Genomic DNA, 20299 nt, shown 5'->3' on the forward strand with positions numbered 1-20299 from the left:
TCTTTCCTACAGCGTCCGTGCACCAGCCAATGATAAGCGACAAATTTGTGTGGTCGCGTCCTGATTCTTTTCATAATGCCGCGATAAATAGCCAGCGGCAAGCTGAGCCTGCGCTTCATTGCAGCATAATGCAAATAAGGTAGGGCCAGCCCCTGATATACCCACATGCAACACCCCTTCAGCCATTAATGCTGTTCTGAGCGAAGGCAGTTCAGGTATCAGCGGTGTGCGGGCAGGTTCTGCTACCAGATCCTGCAATGCTGCACCGGCGTCTATTTCATCCCCGGCATAAAGCGCACTGACAAAACGGCTTAACATACCAGCAAAAGCAATACTTTGGGGCAAACTTAACTGCTGCGGCAATACTGCACGTGCAGCCTTGGTTGATAGCACTGTGCCGGGGTAACTCAGCACCACCCGCCAGTGTTCAAACCAGGGTAAAGTACGGCAAATATGCGGGCTTTGCGGCAACATCAGCTGCAGGCCACCAAAGTAAGATGGCGCGACATTATCGTAATGCACACTGCCACTAACACCGCCCTCCGCCTGCGCCATAAGCTGCAACAATTCGGTTTCAGATAACGGTTTACCAAAGTAATCATTAAAAGCATAACACGCTACAACTATTGAACAGGCACTGGAACCCAGGCCACTGCCCACCGGCAGGTTTTTATGCAACCGCAGCGCCAGACGCGGTAAGGTACGTCCCAGCTTTTGCTCAAAGGCATAAAAGCAGCTGAGTACCAGATTATCTGTACTGCTTGCCGGTAACTGGTGTACATAACGGCCAACAATGTCTAAGCTCAGCTCTGTCTGCTCAGCGCAAATATCCAGTACATCGCCAAACAATTCACCGTTTACCGGCTCAAAAGCGGCACCTAACAAGTCAAAACCCACCGAGAAATTACCGGTAGAAGCCGGGGCGTAATAACGCTTTATATAAGAAAACTGCTGCATCGTTATTACACCTGTTGTTGCCAGCCAAGGGTACGCATAATATCGCTGAATACCCCTGCTGATGTTACCGCCGCACCGGCACCATAACCACGCAATACAAACGGAATAGGCTGGTAATAACGGGTATGAATAGCCAGCGCATTTTCACCGTCTTTCACTTTGGCCAGCGGATGGTCTGCCGCCAGCGCTTTAATCGCTACCCGGCATTTGCCGTCTGCAATTTCGCCGATGTATCTCAGTACTTTACCTTCAGCTTTGGCGGCTGCAATCCGTTTGGCAAAGGCGCTATCAAGCTGCGGTAAAGCAGCGATAAAATCATCTGTGCTGGCACCTGCAGCAAAATCTGCCGGTAATACCGATTCTACCTCAACATCGCTAAGCTCCAGCGCCATGCCGGCTTCACGCGCCAGAATTAACAGCTTGCGCGCAACATCCATGCCGGATAAATCATCGCGCGGGTCTGGCTCGGTAAAGCCCATTGCCCGGGCTTTTTTAGTAACATCAGAGAGGCTGACACCGGCCTCAAGCTCGCCAAAAATATAAGATAACGAGCCTGATAAGATGCCTTCAAAGACCAGTAATTCATCACCGGCATTAAGCAACCCCTGCAGAGTATCAATAACTGGTAAACCAGCACCAACGGTGGTTTCATACAAAAACCGGCGCCGATGTTGCTGTGCCAGCTGTCGCAATTGCTGGTAATAAGCATAAGAGGCCGTATTGGCTTTTTTATTGGGTGTTACCACATGAAAGCCTGCAGCAATAAAATCTGCATATTGCGCCGCAACCTGCTCTGAGCTGGTGCAATCTACCAATACCGGATTTGTCAGATGATGTTGCCGGGCAAACTGGTTTAGTGTATCCAGAGAAAACGCCTGTTTAGCCTCTGCCAGCTGAGGCTGCCACTGCGATAAATCAATGCCGTCACTGTGCAACAACACCGCCTTGCTATTGGCAATACCATACACTGTTACCTTAACCTGGCGGCTATGCAAAAAAGCCTGCTGACGCTGAATTTGCTGCAGCAGCTCGCTGCCCACCACACCACAACCAACCAGAAACACGTCAATACTGGGGATATGGCTGAAAAAGTTTTCATGACACACTTTTACGGCGTTTTTGCAGGCAGCCTGCTCAATAACCGCAGATATAGAACGCTCACTGCTGTCCTGTGCTATGGCAACAACATTAACCCGCGCCTGCGCCAGCGAAGCAAAAAACTTCGCTGCGACGCCGCGGTGCTGGCGCATACCATCACCAACCAGGCTAACAATAGCCATATCGGATAAAATACTCAGCGGGCGCAGCAAACCGGTTTGCAGTTCTAATTCAAATTCCTGCTGCAAGGCATTTTTGGCTGCCGTTAAATGCAGTTGCGGTACACAAAAGCTAATGCTGAATTCTGACGATGACTGGGTGATCAAACTGACAGAAATATGCGCCCGCGCCATTGAGGCAAATACCCGGCTCGCCATTCCCACCACACCTTTTAAGCCAGGGCCTGATACCGTAACCAGCGCCAGATGCTCAAGGCTGGAAATACCTTTGACCAGTGCATCACCTTCGCCGTTATTGTCGATGCAGGTACCGGGTGCTGATGGATTAAGGGTGTTTTTAATAAAACAGGTAATATTGTACCGCGCCAGTGGGCCTATAGTTTTCGGGTGTAATACCTTGGCACCAAAGTATGATAACTCCATCGCTTCGTCGTAAGACAATCTATCAATTAACTTGGCATTTTTGACCTGGCGTGGATCAGCGCTGTAAACACCATCAACGTCGGTCCAAATCTCGCAGGCAGATGCGCGGATACTGGCGGCAACAATAGCACCTGAGTAATCAGAGCCATTACGCCCCAGCAAGCAGGTTTCGCCTTGCGCATTACTGGAAACAAAACCGGCAATTACGTATACCTGCGCGCTCTGGCTGGCAATGGCATGCTGTAACGTTAGCTCTGATGCAGCAATATCTGCCGTAGCGTTTAAATAATCACCGCTGCTTTTCACCAGTTTCACACCATCCAGTGCAACCACTTGCAGCTGTTTAGCACTTAAGAGTGCAGTCATCAGGGCAACGCTGAATTGCTCACCCAACCCCAGAATTTGCGCTTTTATATGATCAGGGCAATGCCTGAGTAGCTGAATACCGGTAAGCTGAGCCTGCAATTGCTTATGTTGCTGGCTGATAACCTCATTTAAACCGCTTAACTCGGCTGTGGGAAATAGCACAAGAGCTTCGCTGGCCAGCGCCTGATAGCGCTGTTGCAACTGCTGCAATAACGGGCTGAAATCCGACCCCAAATAAGCTAAATCGGTTAGCTCAACCAGCGTATTGGTTACGCCCTGCGGCGCGGATAACACCAGACAAATACTGTCTGTTGCCGTTTGCTGTTGCGCTATCTGTGCAACCCCGGCAAAACGGCTTACTGACGCCAGTGACGATCCGCCAAACTTGAGCACCCTCATTTTAAACTCCTTCGCTTAATTTACTGTTATTGTCAGTTATCGCGATACCTGGTTATTCGGTAGCGGCTCTGCATAACAGAGCCAAAAAAAAGACCCGTGACATTTGAGATCACGGGTCTTTTTTACAGACAACACACCGCCGACCTCCTACCCCGAAGGGTTGGTGGTAATAATAATGGTGGTGAATGTCGTGGTTTTTATTTTCATATCGTCACTATGCACAGACTTGTAGACGTCTGTCAACGGCTAATTTTTACCTGCGGCTATTTTACCTTTTTAAGGTAACCTTCCAGCTCTGGTTGATAGGCAACGGCCCTGTTACGCCCCTGGCGTTTGGCACAGTACAACGCTGTATCAGCACGCTGGATCAGCTCATCAACACTGTGGTCAAAATAAGACGCCACACCAATGCTGATGGTGGCCTTGAGTGTCTGCTGGTTATATAGCATTTTGTGCCGGGCAACGGTGTCGCAAATACGGTTAGCGACTTGCAGCGCACCTGTCATGCCGGTATCGGGTAATATAATGCCAAATTCTTCGCCGCCATAACGGCCGAATAAATCTGTGTCTCTGAGCAAAGAGTCAATCAGTCGTGATAATTCGATCAGTACAAAATCACCACCCTGATGGCCATACTGATCATTAAGATCTTTAAATTTATCCAGGTCAAACAACAGCAAAGATAGCGGATGCTGATAACGCCCGGCACGCTGAATTTCATATCCCAACTGCTGCTGCCAGTAACAGCGGTTATACACCCCGGTTAAACCGTCAGTGCGGTTAGCATGTTCCAATTGCATGACACTTTGCTGCAATTGCTGCTGATACACATAAGCATCGGTGGCATCTTCAATTAGCAAACAAATGTAGCGCGATACGCCATCCGGAGCAGTAAGGGGTAACATACTGCAGTTCTGCGCCATATACTGGCTGTCGCTGCTAAGGGGCCGCAAGTGGGCAAGTTTAACAATGTACTGCCGCTGCTCCCAACTGCTAAATGCCGGTACCTGCAAATGCAATACGCTGTCCAGTTTACGCTTGAGCCAGGCGATAGGTAGATCTGCAAACACATCTTCCAGTAAGTTACCCTGTACTCTAGCCAGATCCAGCTCTGCGCGCCGGGCAATAAACTGGTTAAAAAATACTACTCTGTATTGCGCATCCAATACCAGCACACCGGTATTAAGCTGAGTGAGTAAAGGTTGCAGTAGCCAATCCAGTTGCATCAAAAATCTGCCAGAATGTTATCCAGCGTCTGGCGCAGCCGCAACACCGCCTCACCGGGGATCAGCAGAATCATGTCGCAGTTGAAACTGTAATCAGTTAACTGATAACGGATATCGACCTGCAATGCCAGTTGCCATTGCTCAGCCGTGTAGGCCAGCTTGTCAGCAAAATACTGATCGCGGCTGGATAAAATCCGGGGCGCCGCATAAGAAAAACTGTTTTCCAGCTGCTCTGCCAGCCCGCTTAGAAAGGTGGTTGTCAGCACTGAGCTGATATCAGTCAACATTTCAGCTTCAGAAACGGCATCATCGCTGTAGCCCAGCAACTGGGCAATAACCCCGGCATTAGCCAGCTGATACAGCATAATAGTTTCACCGCGTAGCCCCTGATCACCAAAAAACCCCAGGCTCACCAATGTTGCGCTTTGTTGCTGGTAGCGGCTGGAAAAATGCTGTGATAACAGGGCGGCCTCTACCAAAGCAATAGACGGCACCTGCAAATGCACAAAAGTGCCAAGGTAACGCGCCAGCTTATCACTGGCCTGCCCCATAGCCACATTAACCAACTCTTGCAGACAATCACGCTGCACATCGGTGAAATGCAGTTCTGTCATATCAAACCGTACTTGTGCATAACATCTGCAAGCTTATCAGCGGAGGCTGGCTTTTGTACAAATGCCAGCGCGCCAAGCTCCATAACGCGTTTTTGCATTTCCGGCTGAATATCAGCAGACACCACAATAACCAGGCAGTCCATCGCCTCAGCTTTAATGGCCTCCAGTACTCCAACCCCATCAAGCTCCGGCATTGTTAAATCAAGAAAAACCAGCCCGACTTCACGTGTTCTTAGAATAGTAAGAGCTTCTACTCCGTTACCGGCGGTAAGAATGTTGGCATCAAAACCTGATGGCAGGGATTTTTTCAGTTGATTCCGGGCAAGCAGGGAATCGTCACAGATAAGTGCGGTTAAAGCCATTTACAGCAGCCTGTATTATTATAATGAATTGGCGTAAACAGGTTAAAAAATATATACAGGGTGCCGCTATAATGCAATATCTGAGCTATAAATAGCTGACACAAGCTGCAACAACTAACCGTATCCCACTGTAATGCTATTTTCAAAGTTCAGGTTATTGGTTATGGTAGCGGTATAATACTAATAATGTTTCGTTACTCAAGGTTGATTCATGCAACATAAAAGCTTATCCCGTAAGCTCCTGACTAAGGTGTTGTCAGTTTATTTTATCCTGACATTTGTAGTAACACTGGGACAAATTGTTGCAGAGTATTTTAATACTAAGAATCATATCAACGGCGAACTTGAAACCCTGCAACAAACCTTCTCTGGCAGCCTGACGCGTGCAATATGGGAGCTGAATACCCAGCAGGCATTAATTATTGCCGATGGTTTACTGGCAATACCAGCAATAGAAGGCATTATAGTACGGGATGACAACGGTGCAATAATCACTCAACTGGGCCGTTATATTGATATAAAAGAACGCTTCAGCACTCAGTTAGTCAGGGAGGGCATACGCCTTACCGAGCAACAGTCTGGTATTTTTGGCTATACCTTTCCGCTTATTTTTGAATTTTCCGGCCGTGCAACCCAGGTCGGTGATGTTACGCTTTTTTCCAGCCGCGCTGTGGTAATAGACCGGATAAAAGTGGGCATTTATTTTCTGATCGGTAATGCCATACTTAAAACCACTTTCCTTATTATATTGTTTTTACTGGCTTTTCGCAGACAACTTACTGTACCGCTCACCGAGCTGACACAACAGATTGAAGATTTAGAGCTGGACCAGCTCGATGGCGCCAAAGTTGAGATACAACATGGCGATACGTCAGAATTAAGTGTTATGGCAGATGCTTTTAACCGTTTGATTGGCCGGCTGCAAGACTACAAGCATCAGCTGGAAACCACACAAAAGCAGCTGATGCTGTCAAATGAGAAGCTGGACCAGCAAAACCTGATGTTAGAACAGGAGGTTGCACGTAAAACCTCTGGCCTGAGCCAGGCTATGATGGACTTGCAGCAACAAAAACAAGAACTGGAAGTAAAACAACAAAGCCTGCGTGAAGAAATAGAACGTCGCCGTCATACTGAAGATGCACTGCGCAGTAAGCAAACCGAGCTGGAAAAAATTGTCGATAATTTAAAACAGGCGCAAGACAGGCTGGTGCAGTCAGAAAAAATGGCTGCGCTTGGCGGCCTGGTTGCCGGTATTACCCATGAAGTGAATACCCCTGTTGGCATAGGTGTTACAGCAACCAGTTTTCTGGCTGAGAAAATTCATGCGCTGGAACTGGCATATCATGACAAAACCTTGTCGCCCAAAGCACTAGAGCATTTTATTGAAGAAGCCAAGCAAGGCTCTGAGTTACTGCAATCTAACCTGATCCGCGCCTCAGAGCTGATTGCCAGCTTTAAGCAAATTGCCGTAGATCAAACCAGTGAAGCCATACGAACGATAAATCTGGCCGAATACCTGCACGAAGTTATCCGCTCGTTGCAACCTAACTTTAAAAAGACCCATCACCATATCGAAGTAAACTGCCCGGACAACATTATGCTGAATTGCCCGGCTGGTGCAATTTCGCAAATTTTTACCAACTTACTGATGAACTCCTTGATCCATGGTTTTGAAGATATGGACAATGGCCTGATCCGCATTACCGTGCTGGACGAAGATGACAATGTCGACATTAAGTACAGTGACAATGGTAAAGGCCTGACCCCGGAGCAACTGGAAAAGCTGTTTCATCCTTTCTTTACCACCAAGCGTGATCAGGGCGGCAGTGGTTTGGGCACCCATATCACTTACAACCTGGTGCGGCAGACATTAGGCGGCAGTATTCAGGTAAACAGTGAGCCGGGCAAAGGTTTGCACTACCATATCTGCTTTCCAAAAAACCTAAAAATCTCGGGCTGATCCACGTTATACTGCCGCTCCGGATTTATTGTTCAGAGTGAATTATGTGGTTTAAGAATGTTCGTGTTTATAAGCTCAGTGCACCGCTGAGTACTGATGTTGCCGAGTGGGAGCAAGCCCTTACTGAATTTAAATTTACTCCGCTTACCGCGCAGGAAGCAGTGAGAACGGGGTTTAGTTTTCCGCTGCACCATAGCATTAAACAATACTGCCATCAGTGTGAGCACTTAGTATTTTTTGCAGTAAAACGGCAGGAAAAAATACTACCGGCAGCGGTAATAAACGAAGAAATGCAGCCTAAACTAGAGGCAATGGAGCAGGAAAAAGGCCGGCCGTTAAGCCGCAAAGAAAAACAAAGCCTGAAAGAAGAGCTGCAGCTGAGCTTATTGCCAAGAGCTTTTAGCCGCTCTTCTTTAACCCAGGGCTACTATGATCCACAAAACCAGTGGCTGGTAATCAATACCAGCAGTGCCGGTAAAGCAGAGGATGTACTGGCATTGTTACGTAAAGCACTGGGTTCGCTACCTGCATTACCATGGCTTGATAACCATAAACTGAATGCCAGTTTACAACTTTGGCTGCAAAATCAGGCATTACCGCAAGGGTTTGTGCAAGGCAGCGATGCTGAACTAAAAGCACCCGATGAAGAAGGCGCCAAAGTTAAATTCAGTAATCATCTGCTGACTGCTGATGAAGTGCAAAGCCACCTACAGGATAAACTGGTAACCAGCATCAGCCTGGAACAAAGCGAAGGCTTATCACTGCAAATTACCGATGACGGTGCAATAAAACGGATTAAATTTCATGACTTGCTAACCAGCCAGAACGACGAACTGGGCTGGGAAGATCTGACAGCAAGGCTGGATGCCGATTTGATGTTAATGGCTGCGGCGCTGAATAAAGCATTACTAAGCATCAGCCAGCAGCTCAGCACAGCTGAATAGCTGATTCAGCCTAACTGAAAACAGCACGCACATCCTGATATACTGCTTGTATATCAGGATGTTGCATAAAGTCTTGCTGGGGCACCATCTGCATTGTCATATAATACCGCAACAAACGTTGCTGCAGCTCTTTATCTGCGTAGCCATCTCTGGCAATAACTGCCAAACGGATAAAATCGGTATACCCCGGGCCTGGTTTGTCTGGCTGCAATTTTTGCCAGTTTGATGCCATCTGTTGAAACGGTTCAGCGAACGCCCAGGCATACATGATCCGAAGGCTGACATCAGCAGACAAACTGGTTGCCAGATGCAGTAAAAAACGCGGATCACCGAGTAAGGCTTCCTGCCGCTCAGCTTCGGCAACAATAGGCAAAGCGCCAATATTGTGCACCAACGCCATTAATGTCAGTACATCTTTATTTAAGCCGGTACGCGCCTCACGGCTATTATAGTAAGACAAACACGCCACTGCGACGCTGGCCACCTGCACACTACTTTGCCACAATGCATCCAGTTGTTGCTGCACTTGTTTATGTTTAGACACAAACACCTGCTCCAATGCCATGGCAATGGCAATATTACGGATCTGGCTAAGCCCGATTCGGGTTACAGCCTGATTCAGCGTAGAAACCTTGATCGAGCGGCCCATAAAAGCACTGTTCGCTACTTTTATCATTCTGGCTGCCAGCGCCGGGTCCTGCGCTATAACATCTGCCATCTCCTGCAAGCTGACATTTGGCTCAGTAGCCCTGCGCCGCACTGTCAATGCAACATCCGGTAATGTCGGTAATATCAGCTGGTCTTGCTGTATTTTACGTTCAAGGATCTGAAGCAACTGCTGCTGTGCTGGCATAAAAGGCTCCGGCTTAGGGTGAAAAGACAGAATTAACTGCCCGATCAATATGTTGTACTACCAGCTCAGTATAGGCGCCGCGCTTCACTTTGCACTCTATAAACGCTGGCAGGTGGTTATTCTGCGCCAATTGTGGGGCATATGTAAAATTATCAGGCATCAGAAATGGTGCTATCTTCATTATCTGCCTGAATATTCACTTGTATCTGTGTCAGCAACTGCAGACACTCGTCTTGTTGTTGCCTGTTGGCCGCCACTTCAAGCTCACCAGCCAGCCGGGTAAGTTGCGGATACCCCATACTGCCCGCGCTGCCTTTAAGGCTGTGAGCGGCAAATGCCAGCTCCCGCCACTGCTCAGAGCTAAAGTACTGTGCCAACTCCTGATACAATTGTGGTAGCTGAGCAGCATACTGACGCTTTAACGCTTGCATTTGTGGGTCCTGCGCCAATTGTTGCTCCAGGCTATTTAAAGCGGGTACTGTCTGGTTAGTATACTTTGCCAGCAGTGCCATAAGTTCTTTATGGTTAACCGGTTTTGCCAGCAAACTCTGGCAACCCGCCCGCTTGTATCGCTCTAGATCTTCAGTCATTACATTTGCTGTTACAGCAATTACCGGTGTATCAATACCGGCATGACGGATCAGCTGCGTTGCTTCTTCGCCGCCCATTAACGGCATTTGCATGTCCATAAAAATCAGATCAAAATCTTCTGCCAAAGCACGTTCTACTGCCTTATGGCCGTTATCTACCAGTACGCAGCTGGTATTGGCTTTTTCCAGCATTAGCTGCAGCAATAGCTGATTATCAGGGTTATCTTCTGCCACCAGTATATGCAGTTGTTGCACCGCAACAGTCTGGGCATTTTGTGCAGCTACCTGAGCCTCTCTTGAAAAAGACTGTACCAGCTCAGTTAACTGGCCTGAACAATCAAATTGCAGCTCAAAACAGCTACCAATACCTTTGACACTTTCAACCTGTATATCACCCCGCATTTGCTGCATCAGTTTCTTTGAAATACACAAACCAAGCCCGGTGCCACCAAAATGGCGGGTTACCGTGGCATCTGCCTGTACAAAAGGCTGGAAAATACGGCCCTGCTCTTCTGCAGACATACCGATACCCGTATCTTTTACTTTAATTGACAACTGTTGCGCAATGGCGTCGAAGGACACACTGATAACTATTTTGCCTTTTTGGGTAAACTTGACAGCATTACTGGTCAGGTTGAGCAACACCTGCCGAAAACGTAATACGTCGTTATACAGCGTCAGCGGTAACGGAAATTGCAAGTCTAGCAGGCAGCTCAGTCCTTTCGCTTCCCCCTGGCTGCGGGTTAACTGGAAAACATCATCTATCAAGGCTAAGCAATTAAAATGTTCGTTCAACAGCTCCAGTTTTTCTGCTTCTATTTTAGATAAGTCCAGAATATCGTTAATTAATCCAAGCAAGTGATCACCGCTTTTCAGTACCCGCTGCAAATAATTTTGCCGCTTGTCGTTGTCAGGCTCGGTTTGCGCCTGCTCTGAAAAGCCAATAATGGCAGTCAGCGGAGTACGGATCTCATGGCTCATATTAGCCAGAAACACGCTTTTCAGCCGGTTAGCCTGCTCGGCTGTTTCACGGGCCAGGATCAATTCCTGATTCGCTGCGGCTAAGTCATCATTGGCGCGGGCTAAATCCTGGGTACGGCGCAGTACTTTGTCTTCCAGCTGTTGTTTATAGGCACGTTCCCGTTCACGATACACCCGCAGCTGGCGCACCATAACATTAAAAGCAGCGAACATGTCGCCCAGTTCATCCTGTTTGGTCACTTCCAATAAAGTAGACAAGTCACCCCGCCCTACTGCTGTTTTCGCTGCTGTCAGTTGTTTGATTGGTTCAAATACATTGCGGATCAGTAGCCAGTACACCAGCAAGGGCAACATAAGGCAAACCAGTAATGTCATCAGCACCAGTACCAGCGACATCAATTTTTGCTGACGGTACAGCTCGCCCTCATCCAGCCCATATAACAGCTGAAAAGAACCCGGCAGACTTTTACCCAGTAATAGCCGCGTTTGGCCGAGCAAGATCACCGGCTTGAACTTGTCAGCATCAATACTTTGCTGGATCGCACGAAAATTAGTGGGCGCAAAAGCACTGCCAATTAATGCTGGTGCGCTGGCATACGTCACAGTAGCGCTTTTGCTGATAAATAAGGTAACGCTGTTAGGCGTATGTTGATAATTGACAATATCAGACAACAGTTGTGGCCTGACCACCACTACCAAATATCCCCACAACCGGCGGGATTCACTAACCGAGCCAGCATACAGCTTGTGCGCAAAAAACAGCTGCAGGTTTTTGCTGTCATTGTCACGAGCTAAAAAATAGCCTGACTCATCTACCATAGCCTGCAACGACGAGAAGTATTCATTACGAAACCGATTGGGGATGCCCGACACTTCAGCTCTGGCCGGTAACTGGGTTTCATACTCACCGTTCAGGTTTACCAGTTTAAGAGCAACAATATACTGATCAGCCATTACATATTGAGTAAACTGCTGTTCTAACGGTGTCAGTGTGGTATTGCTACGTTGCACGATATGCTGCTGTAGCAGCGGGCTTTGTGCCAGCATGGCAAGCCGGGTTTGTTGCAGCAACAAAAACTGCGTTAGCTCAGTTTGCTGTCTGAATAACGCCTGCTCTGCTTTAAAATAAGCTTCCTGCTGCAAATGTTGCTTGCTGAACTGGTACGCCAGATAGCCAAAAGCCATTACCGGCAATACCAGCAATGGCAACATATAAGCAACTAGCGTTTCGCGTAACCTCATCCCTGTCCTGGCTCACAGGCAAAGCCTTACCAGCTTTGCATATTTTTCATCGCTACAGCATAACCAGCATACGACAACGCCACAAGCGCTAGTTTACGTCTGCGTTATACAGGGTTTTAATCCATCGCTCTTCGGTAATAAAGTTCCAGTGCCAGCCCTGCCATTGCTCGCCCAGCCCCTTGTCTACTGCCTGCTGTTCGGTCATACCGGCGGCTTTATACCCTTGCACCACTGCCAGTGTAGCTTCCATCATATCCAAAGAGCGTTGCACACCGGCTTTGTTAGTTAACTGGCCGTGGCCGGGAATAACTTTAGTTTGCTCGTTTAGCATGCCGATAAGGGCGCGGGTATTATCAATATAACCTTTAACCGAACCGCCGTTGCTGACATCAATAAACGGAAACCGGCCTTCAAACAACAAATCACCAAAATGTACTGCATTGGCTTGTTCAAACCAAACTACGATATCACCGTCTGTATGGCCTGGCGGCATATAGTCCAGCCTGACTGTCTGGCCGTTTAAATGCAGGCTAAGCTGATCACTGAAGGTAGTTTTCGGTAAGCCATTGCGTGGAAATTTTGCATCCTGTGTTAAACGGCTTAAGACGTTGCGATGGGCAATAATATCAATATTGGCAGCAAGTAAACTGTTACCGCCGACATGATCACCATGCAGATGGGTGTTTATAAGGGTTGTCAGGGATTTATTGGCGCTTAACTGCATTAACTTGGTTTTAATTTTATCGGCTAGTTCAGCATATTGCGTATCAACCAGCAACACCTTCTCACCGGCGATTAAGGTAGCCATATTGCCACCGGCACCAGACAGCATATACAGGTTGTCTGCCAGTTTCGTTTCCTCAATCTGCACATCTTTAAAACGGTCTGCCTGCAACGGTAAAGCCGCGAGCAGCAATACCAGTGCAGTAGTAGTAACTAAGCTAAGTTTCATTGCTTATTATCCCCAGATAAATTTGGCCAGAAATATCAGCGCCAGTACCCAGACACTGAGTGTGGTTTGTTGTAGCTTACCAGTCACTAAACATAACACAGCATAACTGATAAACCCCATACCAATGCCGTCTGAAATAGAAAACGTCAGCGGCATCATAATCAACACAACGCATACCGGCACGGCTTGGATCATATCGTCCCACTCTACATGCTTCAGGCTGCCAAGCATTAAAGTAGCTACATATAGCAAGGCACCGGCCGTAGCATAAGCTGGCACCATAGCGGCCAAGGGGGAAAACCATAACGCTGCCAGAAATAGCAAACCAGTCACCACTGCCATAAGCCCGGTACGGCCGCCTGCGGCTACCCCGCTGGTGCTCTCTACATAGCTGGTGGTGGTGGAAGTGCCAAACAGTGCACCTGCGATAGTAGCGCTGCTATCAGCGATCATTGCTTTACTAAGATCTGGTACTGTGCCATTTTTTTGCATTAAACCCGCTTTATGGCTTACTGCCACCAAAGTGCCTGAGGTATCAAATAAATCCAGAAACAGCAGGCTTAAAATAACCGGTAACATACTTAAGCTAAGTGCAGCAGCAAAATCGAGCTGCATAAAGGTAGGGGCTAATGATGGCGGTAGCGCGACTACACCGGTAAACCGGGTATCACCAAGCCACCAGGCTGCAGCAGTTACCAGCAAAATACTGATTAACACTGCGCTGTGCCAACCACGATGTGCCAGAGCAAAAATAATAAAAAAACCTGCGACGGCTAATAACACTTGCGGGCTGTGTAAATTGCCCAGCGTTACCAGTGTAGCCGGGCTGGCCACAATAATATTAGCGGTTTTAAGCGCAATCAGCGCCAGAAACATACCAATACCGGCAGCTATGCCCATCTTCAGCGGTAACGGTATACTGTTGATAATCCACTCGCGGATTTTGAAAATACTTAGCAGCAAAAATAAACAACCGGAGAAAAATACACACGCCAGTGCGGTTTGCCAGCTATGCCCCTGCTCTATCACTATCACGTAAGTGAAAAAAGCATTCAGCCCCATGCCCGGCGCCAATGCTACCGGCAAGTTAGCCAGCAAACCCATTAACAGGCAGCCTAAGGCTGCTGCAAGACAGGTAGCAACAAAAACTGCCCCCTGGTCCATACCGGTTTGTGTCAGCATGGCCGGGTTAACAAACAACACATATGACATAGCCATAAAGGTTGTCAGGCCCGCTACGGCCTCACGTTTAACCGATGTGCTGCGGCCACTAAGTGCAAAGAGTCTGTCCAGCAAGATGCTATTCCTCTAATGTAAAAAGCTGGCATTACGCCAGCTTTGGTATTAACCCGATTAACTCATCTGCTCAGATAATTTTATTCTGCTGCCAAAACTTTTCTTTATCCAGACGTTTTTGCCGCTTTTCACAAGGTTTATCACAATCGCAGGCTTTCTCTATACCCAGTTCGCCCAAGCCACCACAGCTGCCTGCAATTGTTTTGCGCTGAACCAGATAACCGATAGCCATCGCGACCATAACCAGCAGAAACAAACCGAAAGTTAATAAAAAAATAGTCATAATCACTCCGCTATTTTGCTAAATAAGGTTTGAAGGCTTCAGAGCTAAGCTCGGTATAGCCATCGTCTGTTTTAACCACCAGTAAAACCGCAATAGCATGCTGGTTGGCAAAAGCCAGTGCCTCTTGTGAATCCATGACATTGAGCGCTGTAGCATAGCCGTCTGCTGTCATACAGGACGGGTGCAATACCGTTACCGATACAGTACGGTTATTAATCGGCTTGCCGGTACGCGGGTCAAGTAAATGCGAATAGCGTACGCCATCCTCTTCAAAATAATTCCGGTAGTCGCCAGAGGTTGCCACGCCGATATCACCGGGAGCCAGAATACGTTGCACGGCACGGTCGTTATTAACGGGCTTTTCAATCGCAATTTTCCACGGCTGTTGCTCAGGCTTAACACCTTTTAGCCGCATTTCACCACCAATTTCTACCAGATAATTGCTGATGCCGTTTTGCTCCAGTATCGCCGCCACCTGATCTACGCCAAAGCCTTTTGCTATCGGAGATAAATCAACGGCAAGTTCAGCTTCAGTTTTTTGCAAACCTTGAGCTGTCAGCGTTAATTTATCAAAACCTACTACTGCTCTGGTTTGTGCTATTACCGCATCATCCGGAGCATGTTCTATACGGCCTCTGGCACCAAACCCCCACAGCTCTACCAAGGGCCCAACAGTAACATCCAGCACACCCTGCGTCTGCTGCGCAATACGTAATGCTTCTGCCACTACCGTGTGGGTTTGAGGCGACAATGGAAAAATACTACCATCGCTATGTCGGTTAAAACGCATCAGCTCCGATTCAGGCCGGTAGGTAGACATTAAGTCGTTTACCAGTTCCAGTTCAGTATCAATCTGCTGTTGCAAGGCCGTTTTGTTTACTGCGACATCTGAGTAAAACTTAACCACATAGTAAGTTCCCATCGTGTTACCGTTTAACTGATATTGCTCAGTCGGCGGGGTTGACGGGCTGCATGAAACTAAAATGGCCAGCCCGATAAGAGCCAGCCAGTTTTTCAGCAAAGAAACACGGGACATAAAGGTTCCTGATAGCAGAAGGGGCAACCTGTTACGGTGCCCCTGCCGGTTTTACTTAACTGTTAACCACCGAAGTCGTCTAACAGAATATTTTCATCTTCTACGCCAAGATCTTTAAGCATATTGATAACTGCTTTATTCATCATCGGCGGGCCGCACATATAGAACTCACAATCTTCCGGTGCTTTATGGTTTTTCAGGTAGTTTTCATAAATAACATTATGAATAAAACCTGTGTAACCCGTCCAGTTATCTTCTGGTTGTGGATCTGATAACGCTACATGCCACTCGAAGTTGTCATTTTCTGCCGCCAGCATATCGAAATCTTCTACGTAGAACATTTCACGCTTAGAACGGGCACCATACCAGAAAGTAATTTTACGCTTCGATTGTAACCGGCGTAGCTGGTCAAAAATGTGCGAGCGCATTGGCGCCATACCGGCACCACCACCGATAAACACCATTTCTGCTTCGGTTTCTTTGGCAAAGAACTCACCAAATGGGCCAGAAATAGTTACTTTATCGCCTTCTTTTAGGCTCCAGATATAAGACGACATCTTACCGCACGGTAATGTCAAATTATTAGGTGGCGGCGTAGCAATACGCACGTTCAGCATAATAATGCCTTCTTCTTCCGGATAGTTCGCCATTGAGTAAGCGCGAATAGTTTCGTCGTCTACTTTTGACTCCAGGCTGAAGAACTTGAAGCGTTCCCAGTCACCACGGTATTGCTCAGGGATGTCAAAATCCTTGTATTTAACGTGGTGGGCAGGCGCTTCAATCTGAATATAACCACCGGCACGAAATGGCACAGATTCGCCATCAGGGATCTGCAGCTTAAGCTCTTTAATAAAAGTAGCCTTGTTATCGTTAGAAATAACAGTACAGTCCCATTTTTTGATGCCGAAGATTTCTTCTTCAACTTCAATTTCCATGTCAGACTTTACGTTCACCTGACAAGACAAACGGCAACCTTCACGGGCTTCGCCTTTAGTAATGTGGCCAAGCTCAGTAGGTAGAATTTCTCCGCCACCTGAGTGCACATGCACACGGCACTGGCCGCAAGAACCACCACCACCACAGGCTGATGACAGGAAAATACCTTTGTCGGCCAGTACGCCAAGCAGTTTACCGCCGGCTTTAGTTTTAATAGCTTTGCTTGGATCACCGTTAATGCTAATGGTGACATCACCGGACGAAACCAGCTTGGATTTGGCTACCAAAATAATGACAACCAACGCCAGCACCACCAGGGTAAACATGGCAACGCCAAGAATAATATCTAGATTTTCCATCTTGTGTTCCTTTACCTCTTACAGTGATACACCAGAGAATGACATAAAGCCAAAGCCCATCAAACCCACTACTAAGAAAGTAATACCCAGACCACGTAAACCATGTGGAATATCTGCGTACTTTAACTTCTCACGAATACCTGCCAGCAGTGTAATCGCCAACATCCAGCCAATACCGCTACCCAGGCCAAATACTACGCTTTCACCAAAGTTATAATCACGCTCAACCATAAAGGCTACTGCACCGAAAATAGCACAGTTAACGGTGATTAACGGCAGGAAGATACCTAAGGCGTTGTACAGTGCCGGGAAAAACTTATCCAGGATCATTTCCAGGATTTGTACCAGCGCGGCGATAACACCGATGTAGGTTAAAAAGCCCAGGAAACTTAAATCAGCTTCCGGAAAACCTGCCCATGCCAACGCACCTGGCGCCAGTAAGTTCTGGAATACCAGATTGTTTACCGGTACAGAGATAGCCAGTACCACAGTTACCGCAATACCCAGACTGAACGCAGTGGTGATTTTTTTCGAAATGGCAATAAAAGTACACATGCCAAGGAAGAATGACAGCGCCAGGTTTTCAATAAACACTGCGCGGACAAATAAGCTTATATAATGTTCCATCTATAGCTCCTTAAGCCTTCTCGACCTGTTCAGTACGGAAGGTGCGCAGTATCCAAATAAAGCCAGCGATAATGATAAAGGCGCTAGGTGGCATTAACAGCAGCCCCATTGGCTGATACCAACCGCCATCTTTTACCAGTGGTAGTATTTCTATGCCAAACACCGTGCCTGAACCACCCAGCTCACGGATAAAGGCAACTATCATTAACACCACGCTGTAGCCTAAACCGTTACCTATGCCATCCAGAAAGCTCATACCAGGCGAGCTTTTCATTGCATAAGCCTCAGCACGACCCATAACGATACAGTTGGTAATAATCAGACCAACGAATACAGACAGCTCTTTAGCGACATCGTAAGCAAAGGCTTTTAACAATTGGTCTACTACTATTACCAGAGATGCGATGATCGTCATTTGCACGATAATACGGACACTGGAAGGGATATGATTACGGATTAAAGAGATAAAAAAGTTAGAGAAAGCCGTTACCAGGGTAAGTGCAATACACATTACCAGGGCTTTATCCATCTTGGTGGTTACCGCCAGCGCAGAACAGATACCCAGTACCTGTAACGCAATGGGGTTATTAGCAAATACCGGTCCAAACAGAACGGTTTTAATCTCTTTTGCATTAGCCATTGTTTAATGCTCCATCACGAACTTTAGCCAGGAAAGGCGCAAAACCTTTAGAACCTGCCCAGAAATCGAAAGTGTTCTGTACACCATTAGCCGTTAACGTTGCACCTGATAAGCCATCAACTTCATAAGTTGAATCAGGGCTGGCATTACCCGGTTTGCGCACTTTAATGGCCGGCATACCAGAGGCATCTAACAGTTTTTTACCTTCAAACTGCTTTACCCAGTTTGGATTTTGCACTTCGCCACCCAAGCCGGCTGTTTCACCCTGCTCATAGTAGTTAAGGCCCTGTATAGTAGCACCGTCCGGTGCCATTGCCAGGAAAGCATGCATAGTTGACCATAAACCATAGCCGTGAATTGGCAATACAATTGACGTCAACTCGCCTGATTCAACACCTTTTTCATAAGCCAGGTACACAGGTGCGATATTTGCCCGGGTTCTTATCGAGGCTAAGTCATCCCGCCCTTCCAGGCGTGTGCTTTCTTGCGGATCTTTCATAAACTTGCGGTAATCATAGTTTGCTGGCTTTTCAACAAAATCACCGCTGTCCAGATCAACAAAACGCTCAACAATGTGCTTGCTATACAGCTCAGCGACATTGCTACCCGTTAGCAAACCGGTCACTGCTAACACGTTTTTTTGTGAATCGAGCAGTTTATTCGCGGTTTGCTGCGGACGTAGTTGAACCGCTGCAGTAGATACCACAACCGCACAGACTAAACATAAAGAGATGACTACGATCAGCGTTTTGCTGATGCTATCGTTATTACTAGACATTACGTGCCAGCCTCCGCTTAATATTGGCCTGAGCCACGAAGAAATCGAATAATGGCGCAAACAGGTTCGCGAACAATATGGCTAACATCATACCTTCAGGGTATGCCGGGTTAGCTACACGGATCATCACCACCATAAAACCAATTAAAATACCGTACGCCCATTTACCCTGATTGGTAAAAGAGGCTGATACCGGATCAGTTGCCATAAAGAACATACCAATAGCAAAACCACCCAGTACTAAGTGCCAGTGCCACGGCATAGCAAACATAGCATTAGATTCAGAGCCAATAGCATTGAACAAATATGCTGTTAACACCATACCGACCATTACACCAGCAACAATGCGCCACGACGCAATGCGGAAGTAAATCAGGGCTAAACCACCAATTAACAGTGCTAGTACGGACGTTTCACCGACAGAGCCAGGAATCAAACCATAGAAAGCATCCCACCACAGTTGCATATTGGCAGAGTAATCTAAATCACCTGCTGCTGCTTTGCTTAACCAGGTCGCGCCTGAGTAACCATCCGCTACTGTCCACACTGCATCACCGGAAATTTGCGCCGGGTAAGCAAAGAACAGGAAAGCACGGCCGGCTAAAGCAGGGTTTAAGAAGTTACGGCCAGTACCACCAAATACTTCTTTGGCAATAACAACACCGAACGTAATACCCAATGCAACCTGCCACAGCGGAATGGTTGCCGGCAGGATCAGGGCAAACAGGATAGAACTAACAAAGAAGCCTTCGTTCACTTCATGCTTACGCACAGAAGCAAACAATACTTCCCAGAAACCACCGACAATAAAGGTTACGGCATAAATAGGCAGGAACCAAACGGCACCATACCACATTTTGCTGCCCCAGCCGGATTGTGCTGTCAGCTCACCACCTAAGGCCTGATAAATAGCAACCTGCCAGGTGTCTGGTGTACCAAAACCGGCCTGCAGAGCGATAACCGCCTGATGACCAATATTGTACATACCAAAAAACAGTGCCGGGAACAGCGCCAGCCAGACAAAGATCATAATGCGTTTTAAATCGATACTGTCACGTACGTGAGTACCGTTTTTTGTTACAAGACCCGGGGTATAAAGAACAGTAGCAATAGCTTCATACAGCGCATACCACTTTTCATACTTACCGCCTTTTTCAAAAGACGGCTCAATGCGCTCTAAAAAATGCTTCAAACTCAT

General features: G+C 47.4%; 18 protein-coding genes. 2 read left to right on the forward strand and 16 right to left on the reverse strand.

Annotated elements, in window-relative coordinates:
• Window positions 1-6 precede the first annotated feature (6 nt).
• From thrB to M2404_RS00990, 5 genes are all read right to left on the reverse strand, one after another.
• Window positions 7-957, reverse strand: coding sequence for a homoserine kinase (gene thrB / locus M2404_RS00970; protein ID WP_259237651.1), 951 nt, complete (start codon window positions 955-957; stop codon window positions 7-9).
• A gap of 5 nt (window positions 958-962) precedes the next feature.
• Entirely contained in the window at window positions 963-3422 is a 2460-nt protein-coding gene (gene thrA, locus M2404_RS00975) for a bifunctional aspartate kinase/homoserine dehydrogenase I (RefSeq protein ID WP_259237654.1), read from the reverse strand.
• Window positions 3423-3685: 263 nt separating this feature from the next.
• A complete protein-coding gene (locus tag M2404_RS00980; protein WP_259238217.1) occupies window positions 3686-4648 on the reverse strand; it encodes a sensor domain-containing diguanylate cyclase in 963 nt (320 codons plus the stop codon).
• Window positions 4648-5262, reverse strand: coding sequence for a chemotaxis protein (locus M2404_RS00985; RefSeq protein ID WP_259237656.1), 615 nt, complete (start codon window positions 5260-5262; stop codon window positions 4648-4650). Before M2404_RS00985 ends, M2404_RS00980 begins: the two co-directional genes overlap by 1 nt.
• Window positions 5259-5624 (reverse strand): response regulator, encoded by a 366-nt coding sequence (locus M2404_RS00990; protein ID WP_259237657.1) that lies wholly within the window; start codon window positions 5622-5624, stop codon window positions 5259-5261. The genes M2404_RS00985 and M2404_RS00990 overlap by 4 nt, the downstream gene beginning before the upstream one ends.
• Before the next feature lie 211 nt (window positions 5625-5835).
• Here M2404_RS00990 and M2404_RS00995 point away from each other — a divergent pair, with 211 nt between their 5' ends.
• A complete protein-coding gene (locus tag M2404_RS00995; protein WP_259237659.1) occupies window positions 5836-7584 on the forward strand; it encodes a sensor histidine kinase in 1749 nt (582 codons plus the stop codon).
• A 44-nt stretch (window positions 7585-7628) separates the two neighbouring features.
• On the forward strand, window positions 7629-8528 hold the full coding sequence (locus M2404_RS01000) for a recombination-associated protein RdgC (protein ID WP_259237660.1): 900 nt from the start codon (window positions 7629-7631) through the stop codon (window positions 8526-8528).
• A gap of 10 nt (window positions 8529-8538) precedes the next feature.
• Here the strand turns inward: M2404_RS01000 and M2404_RS01005 are convergent, their stop codons facing one another.
• The 11 genes from M2404_RS01005 to M2404_RS01055 all read right to left on the reverse strand — a co-directional run bounded on the left by M2404_RS01005 (window position 8539) and on the right by M2404_RS01055 (window position 20299).
• The gene (locus M2404_RS01005; RefSeq protein ID WP_259237662.1) at window positions 8539-9381 is read right to left on the reverse strand and encodes an HDOD domain-containing protein; all 843 of its coding nucleotides are present in this window, start codon (window positions 9379-9381) and stop codon (window positions 8539-8541) included.
• A 152-nt stretch (window positions 9382-9533) separates the two neighbouring features.
• The gene (locus M2404_RS01010; protein WP_259237663.1) at window positions 9534-12194 is read right to left on the reverse strand and encodes an ATP-binding protein; all 2661 of its coding nucleotides are present in this window, start codon (window positions 12192-12194) and stop codon (window positions 9534-9536) included.
• 88 nt (window positions 12195-12282) lie between these two features.
• Window positions 12283-13146, reverse strand: a complete 864-nt coding sequence (locus M2404_RS01015) for an MBL fold metallo-hydrolase (protein WP_259237665.1) — start codon at window positions 13144-13146, stop codon at window positions 12283-12285.
• 6 nt (window positions 13147-13152) lie between these two features.
• Window positions 13153-14442, reverse strand: coding sequence for an NCS2 family permease (locus tag M2404_RS01020; RefSeq protein WP_259237666.1), 1290 nt, complete (start codon window positions 14440-14442; stop codon window positions 13153-13155).
• Between the two features lie 70 nt (window positions 14443-14512).
• A complete protein-coding gene (nqrM, locus tag M2404_RS01025; protein ID WP_259237667.1) occupies window positions 14513-14725 on the reverse strand; it encodes a (Na+)-NQR maturation NqrM in 213 nt (70 codons plus the stop codon).
• A 10-nt stretch (window positions 14726-14735) separates the two neighbouring features.
• Entirely contained in the window at window positions 14736-15761 is a 1026-nt protein-coding gene (locus tag M2404_RS01030) for an FAD:protein FMN transferase (protein ID WP_259237668.1), read from the reverse strand.
• Window positions 15762-15823: 62 nt separating this feature from the next.
• Window positions 15824-17056, reverse strand: a complete 1233-nt coding sequence (nqrF, locus tag M2404_RS01035; RefSeq protein WP_259237670.1) for an NADH:ubiquinone reductase (Na(+)-transporting) subunit F — start codon at window positions 17054-17056, stop codon at window positions 15824-15826.
• A gap of 18 nt (window positions 17057-17074) precedes the next feature.
• A complete protein-coding gene (nqrE, locus tag M2404_RS01040) occupies window positions 17075-17683 on the reverse strand; it encodes an NADH:ubiquinone reductase (Na(+)-transporting) subunit E (RefSeq protein ID WP_259237672.1) in 609 nt (202 codons plus the stop codon).
• 10 nt (window positions 17684-17693) lie between these two features.
• A complete protein-coding gene (locus M2404_RS01045) occupies window positions 17694-18323 on the reverse strand; it encodes an NADH:ubiquinone reductase (Na(+)-transporting) subunit D (protein ID WP_259237673.1) in 630 nt (209 codons plus the stop codon).
• Window positions 18316-19101 carry a Na(+)-translocating NADH-quinone reductase subunit C gene (locus tag M2404_RS01050; protein WP_259237674.1) on the reverse strand — a complete coding sequence of 262 codons (786 nt, stop codon included), beginning with the start codon at window positions 19099-19101 and terminating at the stop codon, window positions 18316-18318. The genes M2404_RS01045 and M2404_RS01050 overlap by 8 nt, the downstream gene beginning before the upstream one ends.
• Window positions 19094-20299, reverse strand: coding sequence for an NADH:ubiquinone reductase (Na(+)-transporting) subunit B (locus tag M2404_RS01055; protein ID WP_259237676.1), 1206 nt, complete (start codon window positions 20297-20299; stop codon window positions 19094-19096). The genes M2404_RS01050 and M2404_RS01055 overlap by 8 nt, the downstream gene beginning before the upstream one ends.

Origin of the sequence: Rheinheimera pacifica (genome assembly GCF_024809855.1) — a bacterium.
GTDB classification, from domain to species: domain Bacteria; phylum Pseudomonadota; class Gammaproteobacteria; order Enterobacterales; family Alteromonadaceae; genus Alishewanella; species Alishewanella pacifica_A.